6 protein-coding genes are annotated in these 7,486 nt (G+C 51.8%); 1 reads left to right on the top strand and 5 read right to left on the bottom strand.

The window, feature by feature from the left end; genetic code table 11:
- From mutS to FDX01_RS18505, 3 genes are all read right to left on the bottom strand, one after another.
- Positions 1–1,331 (bottom strand): DNA mismatch repair protein MutS (gene mutS / locus FDX01_RS23985; RefSeq protein ID WP_249361018.1); only part of this gene is annotated, 1,331 nt, incomplete at its 3' end.
- A gap of 206 nt (positions 1,332–1,537) precedes the next feature.
- Entirely contained in the window at positions 1,538–2,056 is a 519-nt protein-coding gene (locus FDX01_RS18510) for a hypothetical protein (protein WP_117343157.1), read from the bottom strand.
- Positions 2,056–2,844, bottom strand: coding sequence for a winged helix-turn-helix domain-containing protein (locus tag FDX01_RS18505; protein ID WP_135911499.1), 789 nt, complete (start codon positions 2,842–2,844; stop codon positions 2,056–2,058). The genes FDX01_RS18510 and FDX01_RS18505 overlap by 1 nt, the downstream gene beginning before the upstream one ends.
- Positions 2,845–3,347: 503 nt before the next feature.
- Between FDX01_RS18505 and FDX01_RS18500 the strand changes: the two genes are divergently transcribed.
- Entirely contained in the window at positions 3,348–3,953 is a 606-nt protein-coding gene (locus FDX01_RS18500) for a helix-turn-helix domain-containing protein (protein WP_096755932.1), read from the top strand.
- Between the two features lie 41 nt (positions 3,954–3,994).
- On the opposite strand, the gene FDX01_RS18495 is transcribed toward FDX01_RS18500, so the two are convergent.
- Both FDX01_RS18495 and FDX01_RS18490 read right to left on the bottom strand, forming a co-directional pair.
- Positions 3,995–5,368: an HlyD family type I secretion periplasmic adaptor subunit gene (locus FDX01_RS18495; protein WP_096755933.1), complete on the bottom strand. Its 1,374-nt coding sequence runs from the start codon at positions 5,366–5,368 to the stop codon at positions 3,995–3,997.
- A partial coding sequence (locus FDX01_RS18490) for a type I secretion system permease/ATPase (protein WP_212734016.1) occupies positions 5,355–7,486 on the bottom strand: 2,132 nt, incomplete at its 5' end. The genes FDX01_RS18490 and FDX01_RS18495, both read right to left, overlap by 14 nt.

The following is a 7,486-nucleotide window of genomic DNA, read 5'->3' as shown; positions in this document are numbered from 1 at the left end:
CCATCGGCCAGCGCCCGCCACTCGTCCAGTTCATCGTTATAGCCTGGCGCAATGACGCCACCGTCGCGTACCAGTACCGGCGGGGCTTCAACGACGGCGCGTTCCAGCAGTTCACGCAGTTCGCTGAACTCGCCCATTTTCTCGCGCAGCATCTGTACCGGCGCGCTGTCGACGCCTTCCAGCTGTGCATGCAGTTCAGGTAATTGCTGAAAGGCGTGGCGCATACGGGCCAGATCGCGTGGACGCGCGGTACGCAGTGCCAGGCGAGCCAGAATACGCTCCAGATCGCCGACCTGACGCAGAACCGGCTGTAATTCGCTGGTGACATCCTGCAGGGCGCCGATCGTCTGCTGACGTTCGGTGAGGATTTTGGTGTCGCGAACCGGCATATGCAGCCAGCGCTTAAGCATACGGCTGCCCATCGGGGTGACAGTGCAGTCGAGCACCGAGGCCAGCGTATTTTCGATACCGCCGGCCAGATTCTGGGTAATCTCCAGATTCCGGCGCGTGGCGGCATCCATAATGATGCTGTCCTGCTGGCGCTCCATGGTGATGGAACGAATATGCGGCAGCGAGGTGCGCTGGGTATCTTTCGCATATTGCAGCAGACAGCCTGCGGCACATAAGCCGCGCGGTGCGTTTTCGACACCAAAGCCAATCAGGTCCCGCGTGCCAAACTGTAGGTTAAGCTGCTGGCGGGCGGTATCAATTTCAAATTCCCACAGCGGACGGCGACGCAGTCCGCGACGGCCTTCGATCAGCGAGGTCTCGGCGAAATCTTCGGCATACAGCAGTTCTGCCGGGTTAGTGCGCTGTAATTCTGCCGCCATGGTCTCGCGGTCGGCTGGTTCACTGACGCGAAAGCGTCCGGAGCTGATGTCTAGCGTGGCATAGCCGTAGCCTTTGCTGTCCTGCCAGATGGCGGCCAGCAGGTTGTCCTGACGCTCCTGCAACAACGCTTCATCGCTGATGGTACCGGGCGTGACGATGCGGACAACTTTGCGCTCAACCGGACCTTTGCTGGTGGTCGGGTCGCCAATTTGTTCGCAAATGGCAACCGACTCCCCCTGATTCACCAGTTTTGCGAGGTAGTTTTCTACCGCGTGGTGGGGAATGCCCGCCATCGGGATCGGTTCGCCCGCGGATGCGCCGCGCTTGGTCAGCGAGATATCCAACAGCTGCGACGCACGTTTGGCATCGTCATAAAACAGTTCGTAAAAGTCGCCCATGCGGTAAAACAGCAGGATCTCCGGGTGCTGAGCCTTCAGCTTAAGATACTGCTGCATCATGGGGGTGTGGTTGGTGAAGTCCGTATCAAGTGACTCTTTCATATTGATTATGCTCGTTTTTTAATATTTTTAGGTACTCGGGCAGTCTCATGTGAACCCCCTGTAGACTCACACAAACCCATAAATTTCACTATCGAAAGCAGCCTGAAGGGCTGCAACGGCAAGCCTCAGTTCAGCCACAATAGAGTATCTTATCACCGACTACCCCAGACATTCACCCGTCACTTTGGCGCAAAAATACGGTGTCACTATTCACTCTCGGGCAAGTCATAATTCTGGCAGTACAGGTAGGGGATGCCTTCTTTAGTGATCAGGTAGGTTTCTTTATTCAGCGAGAAAAGATCGACATTAGAGACGCTGGTATTGGTCAGGAAGAAATCGGGCAGGAGTTGCTGGATGATACTGACAGGGGCGGTTTCACGATTTGATATATGGATGTTCTGCGATACCCATACCGGGCTTGAGCCATAGCTGGAGTGGGTAAACAACACCATGCGTTGCACGGTTTGCTCGCTGTTGTTTGCATCTTTGATGATGCCATCAATATTCACAATACCTTTACTGTCCCCACTTTTGATATCGATGATCCCGCGAAACGAGGCCGTATCGCGTACGATCTCGATCGTAGCGCGACAGGCTAGATTATGTAGATGGCTATGATTTTTACCCTGCTGCCAAAAACTCACAATACTGATAACCACAAGACAAAGCAGCAGGATAATACCTGTTTGTGTTCTGATTTTGGGCGCGCGGGAAGGTAAGTTCATTAGCTATCGTACCGTGGGTAATAGACCGACTGACAGGTATTCTTCTTCTGCTCTCCGTTTATAGGGGAGCGACACTGGATTACTGACAGTTTTTTGGACTCAGGATACGTCGTTATATAGATAAATTTATTGTCCTGGCACAACCCTGGGTTCTTATCGATAAAAGCAGTGTGTCGGGAGAAATCGCTGGCATCGTTATTAAAATAATACTTACAGTTTGAGTGGGTATTTTGGGTGGCAATATAACCGGAAAAATAATTATCACGGGTGTTCCACGGATACAGTATCAGACCGCAGATGATAATAGTCAGTAAGACCAGTACAGATTCCGTTCTGGTGATCGGTGTTTTATGTGCGGTATTATCTGAAAACTCAGTGAGGTCGGTATTGGGCGGCCAATCTTCTTCTATTGCCGCAGGGCAATTCTCCGGCGTGTCAATTTCCTCAATGCTAAATGTGTCCTGGATGATCAGCCCTTTACGGGTAATGGTTGTGATAAAGGATGCTTCCAGTTCTAACTGAAGTAAACTTTTACGCAGCGAGAGAATACTCTGATAAAAGGCATTGAAGCTTGCCTGACGATGGTTTTCACCCCAGCCAAATTCCAGTAGTTCGTTTTGCGAAACCACTTTTCCGTGATTTTGGATGAGTAATAAAAGACATAATGATGCTGAGTGCTTGAGCTTTATCTGTAGCTCGGGTTGATCCACTCTCGCCAGGCATTGAGTCGCTGGTGTAAAGATGATTTTTCTTTCAATCAGATAACTGATGTTACCAGTCTCAGACATGATGTCTCTACTCTTGATGATGCTTTCATTGGTGGGGCGGCATTAAAAACATCCCGGCCATCAGGACCACCAATGTCTGTCAGATTCTGCAGCCAGAACCGCGAAATGTTGCAATTTAGTATCATAGCACAACAACAGTAATGGTTTGTTAATGAAAATAAAACATATAGGAATCAAATAATTGTATCTTTCTGGCTATTGCGAAAAGAAGAGAAAGAAGAAATAATGATGACAAAGGCGATAAGCATTAATTCTCTTTGGACTGCGCAATATACTGTTCGGCATCACCACGCGAGAACACGGTTCACACCGAAAACGCGCCAAAGCACCTGGGAATGCGGGTGGTGAAACCATGATGGTTGCGATGTTTGTCGTACCTGTAGTGCGTAGCATCCGGATTAACATAAAAATATAAACGGAAATAAATGTCAGCATGTTATTAAGCTGGCATTTATTTTTGTTTCTGTTTTTTTGTCAGGCATAAATTTGTAGCAGAGATATCCATGTTCCAGAATGAAATAGAGAAATCGGTAGTACTTATTGGTGATGAAATTAAGAAATCAGATAACGCCTGGCTCTCCTTACGGAAAAAACGCCAGCGTATTGACCTGAAGGTCGATGGACATATCTTATTTCTGGAGAAAGGGACGGTCTCTGTTTATCGTGTGGAAAATGACCTGGTCACGGTCAGTATTTCAGCACCCGCTATTCTCGGGCTACCGCAAATGCGCACCGAAGTGGCAGGACATTATTTACGCTGTGACACCGATTGTGAAATGTGGGCAATGAGCGTGCAGAATGCCGATCTCCTGTTCACCGCTAAAAATTTATGGAAGCAGGCGTTTGATATCTTAACGCACCACCTGCAACGCTATTTTCAGCGCGAGACCCTGCAATCGCACCGTACTATTCGCGAGCTGATTATTGAGCATGTGAAGTATATTTGGGCGATGGCACCTGAGGTGCGCGAAAAAACGTCGGTGTATACCTTTATTCTGGCGCGTAACCATATCTCGCGCAGTGCCATCCACAAGGTATTACAGGAACTGGTTAGCGATGGAAAAATTAGCCTGAATCGCGGAAAGCTCACTTCTTATATCCCATCATAACCGCGTACGCCCCCAGGGCTATGACTGGGGGCGCAGAGCCATTAACGTTCTCTCAGTGCTTCCGCACGTGCGCGGATAATCGGTTTGAGTAGATAGCTAAGAATCGTCTTTTTACCGGTGAGAATATCGACGCTGGCCACCATACCGGGAATAATCAACATCGGGTGCTCTTTCGTCCCCAGATAGTTTTTATCCGTTTGCAAACGGACAATATAGAAACTCCGCCCCTGTTTATCCGTAACCGTATCCGGGCTTATCTGTACCACTTCACCTTGCAGGCCACCATAGATGGTGTAGTCATAGGCGGTAAATTTCACCATCGCGTGCTGGCCCGGATGAAGGAAGGCAATATCGCGCGGTTGTATTTTGGCTTCAACCAACAGCTTGTCATCAAGCGGGACGATCTCCACCAGATCGCTACCGGGTTGAATCACCCCACCGATGGTATTCACCATGACCTGCTGGACGATACCGCGGACCGGCGAGGTGACCATAGTACGATTCACGCGGTCTTCCAGTGCTTTGACGCTGGCCTGCGCCTTACTCAGATTGGTACGGGCTTCGTTTAACTGGGCCAGCGCATCGCTTTGAAAGCGACCGCGACTTTCGCCAATTTTGTTCTCAATCTCTTTTATTTCTGAAGCGACTTTAGGCAACGTCAGGCTGATAGAATTTAACTGCCCGGCGGTTTCTACTTCAGTACGGCGCAGACGCAGCAGCTCGACTTTCGAGATCGCCCCGGAGGCAAGCAGCGGCTCGGACATTTTGATTTCCTGGCGAATTAACCCGAGACTGCGCTTAAACTGATCTTCTTTTGATTCAACATCGCGCAGTTCCTGTTTCTTCTGTACCAACTGCTCTTCAAGTCCGGAGATTTCGTTGTGAAATTGCGCGCGACGGCTGTTGTACAGTTCTGTTTCTCCGCGGGCGACGTCCGGTGCTTTGCTGGCTATCTCTTCTGAGATAACAAAGTCCCGGTTTTCAACCTCTGCCGTCAGGCGTTCCACCTTCGCCCGCAGGCCGAGTTTATCGGCTTCTGTTTCACCGACGTTAGAGGCAAAACGGGTATCGTCGAGATGCAATAGTGGCGTACCGGCGTTAACGATTTGTCCTTCATGCACGTACAGCTCGGTAACAATCCCGCCTTCCAGGTTCTGTATCTTTTGCAGTTTTGACGAGGGGATCGCTTTACCTTCGCCGCGTGTCACTTCGTCGATGCTGGCAAAGCCCGCCCACACAAAGGCCAGCAGCACCAACGCCAGAATCACCCACAGCGTCAGGCGAATCACCCTCGGGGCGTCATCAATAATGGCGTGGCTGACGTCATTGATACTGTCAGTTTGATTTTCATCGCGGGCACGAAAGTAGGGCTGTACAGAGCGGCGGGCGCGAGCCAGGAAATCAGCGAGACGCATTTATCTGCCCCTTTTTTAACGCATCCATCACGACCGCTTTCGGGCCGTCGGCAATGATGCGTCCTTTATCAACAATAATCAGGCGGTCAACCAGCGACAACATTGAGGCGCGATGAGTAACCAGTAATAGCGTTTTACCTGCAATGCAGGGGGCCAGCGCGTGTTTGATCTGCTCTTCGCTGGTGTTGTCCATCGAACTGGTGGGTTCATCCAGCAGCAGCAAAGGGGGATCGAGTAATAACGCACGTGCGAGCGCAACGGCCTGGCGTTGCCCGCCAGAAAGCCGCGAGCCACGCTCGCCGACCTGCAGGTTATAGCCGTCAGGGTGCAGGCGGGCGAAGTCGTTCACTCCCGCCAGTTCTGCCGCGCGCAGCATAGTTTCGTCATCGACATAGCGCGCGCCGCAAAGCAAGTTGTCGCGCAGTGTTCCGCTGAATAACTGGATGTCCTGCGGGACGTAGCCGATGCTGTGGCGCAGATCGTTGACGTCCAGCTGGCGCGCATCGACACCGTCGATCAGGATGTTACCGGCGCTGGGCGGGTACAAATTAACGATCAATTTACTCAGTGAGCTTTTACCTGAGCCGCTACGACCGATAATGCCTACACGCTCACCGGGCGAAATGGTCAGGTTGATCTTGTTGAGCGACAGGCTTTCTTGTTCCGGGTAGCTGAAGTCCACATCGCGAAATTCTATGCTGCCCTGCAGTTGTTCACGTTTGAGCGGCGTTTCATCCGCCCGGCGTTCCTGCGCCAGCGACATCATTTTCTCAGTACTTTTGATGGTCAGCTTCGCCTGTTGATAGCGGGCAATCAGGCCAGTTAACTGGCCCAGCGGCATTAAGGCGCGACCGTTGAGCATGTAGCAGGCGATCAGGCCGCCCATACTCAGCTTGCCGCCGATTATCATGTATACGCCGACGATGATCATTACCACGCCAGAGATCTGCTGGAACCAGCCGGTCAGGTTGCTTGCCAGGCTGGACAAGGTTTTCACGCGCAGTTCCAGACGGCTCAGGCTACCCAGCGTTTGCTCCCACAGATACTGGCGCTCGCTCTGGGCATTATTCACTTTGATGGCATCCAGGCTGCTTAATGTTTCAATCAGCAGCGCCTGGCGTTCGCTGGCCAGGCTCATGGTTTTTTCCACCGCGGCGTTAACCGGTTTTTGCAATGCCCAGCTGCACAGCAGCGCAACCGGCAGCGTGAGGACCGGGATCCACGCCAGCGCCCCGCCGATAATGCCGATGACAACCAGCAGCAGCAGGGTAAAGGGCAGGTCAATAATGGTTGTCAGGGTGAGCGAGGAGAGAAAATCGCGCAGCGACTGAAACTCGTGGATGTTTTGCGCGAAGCTGCCCACGCGCGCAGGGCGCTCCTTCATCTCCATACCGATAATGCGTTCAAACAGGGTCGAGGAGATAATGAGATCGCTTTTTTTGCCAGCAATATCCAGGCAGATGCTGCGCAGCATTTTTAAGATCAGATCAAAGACAAAAGCCAGGCAGATACCGACCGCCAGCACCCACAGGGTTACCGTCGCCTGATTCGGCACCACGCGGTCGTAGACGTTCATGGTAAACAGCGGCGTGCCGAGCGCAATCAGGTTGATCAGCAGACTGGCCAGCACGGCATCCATATACAGAAAGCGCGATAGCTTGAGCGTATCTTTAAACCAGGATTTAGTACGCGGTAAAAATGCTTCTGCCTGCAAATCGAATTCGTGGCGCGGGTGAGCAAAAATTACCTTGCCGGCATAGTTCTGCGCAAGCGTGGTGGCATCGACGGTGATTTCGCCTCCTTCGCTTTCGCTGGGCATAAAGCGGGCGCTACCGTCATCATTCCAGCCCAGTAACACCCCGGTTCCCCCGGAGCGCAGTAACAGAACGGCGGGCAGGGACATGGCGGGGATTTTATCGAGCGCGCGCGTCACCACCCGGGCTTTTAAACCGGCGCGTGCAGCGGCACGGGGGAATATATTCAGTGTGAGCCGATCGTTTTCTAATGGCAGGCCGCTGCTTAATGTTGCTCGACTGGCGGGTTTACCGTGCAAAGAACACAGAATGAGTAAGCTATCTAATAAAGGGTAATGACTCCAACTTATTGATAGTGTTTTAT

It is taken from the genome of Citrobacter sp. wls613 (assembly GCF_005281195.1).
Classification (GTDB): domain Bacteria; phylum Pseudomonadota; class Gammaproteobacteria; order Enterobacterales; family Enterobacteriaceae; genus Citrobacter; species Citrobacter gillenii.
Note: the sequence above shows the minus strand (reverse complement) of the source record. Positions and strands in the feature narration are given on the sequence as shown.

Coding starts and splice junctions, on each gene's coding strand:
- FDX01_RS18510 (WP_117343157.1), bottom strand. CDS start 2,056: ATGAACTTACCTTCCCGCGCGCCCAAAATCAGAACACAAACAGGTATT.
- FDX01_RS18505 (WP_135911499.1), bottom strand. CDS start 2,844: ATGTCTGAGACTGGTAACATCAGTTATCTGATTGAAAGAAAAATCATC.
- FDX01_RS18500 (WP_096755932.1), top strand. CDS start 3,348: ATGTTCCAGAATGAAATAGAGAAATCGGTAGTACTTATTGGTGATGAA.
- FDX01_RS18495 (WP_096755933.1), bottom strand. CDS start 5,368: ATGCGTCTCGCTGATTTCCTGGCTCGCGCCCGCCGCTCTGTACAGCCC.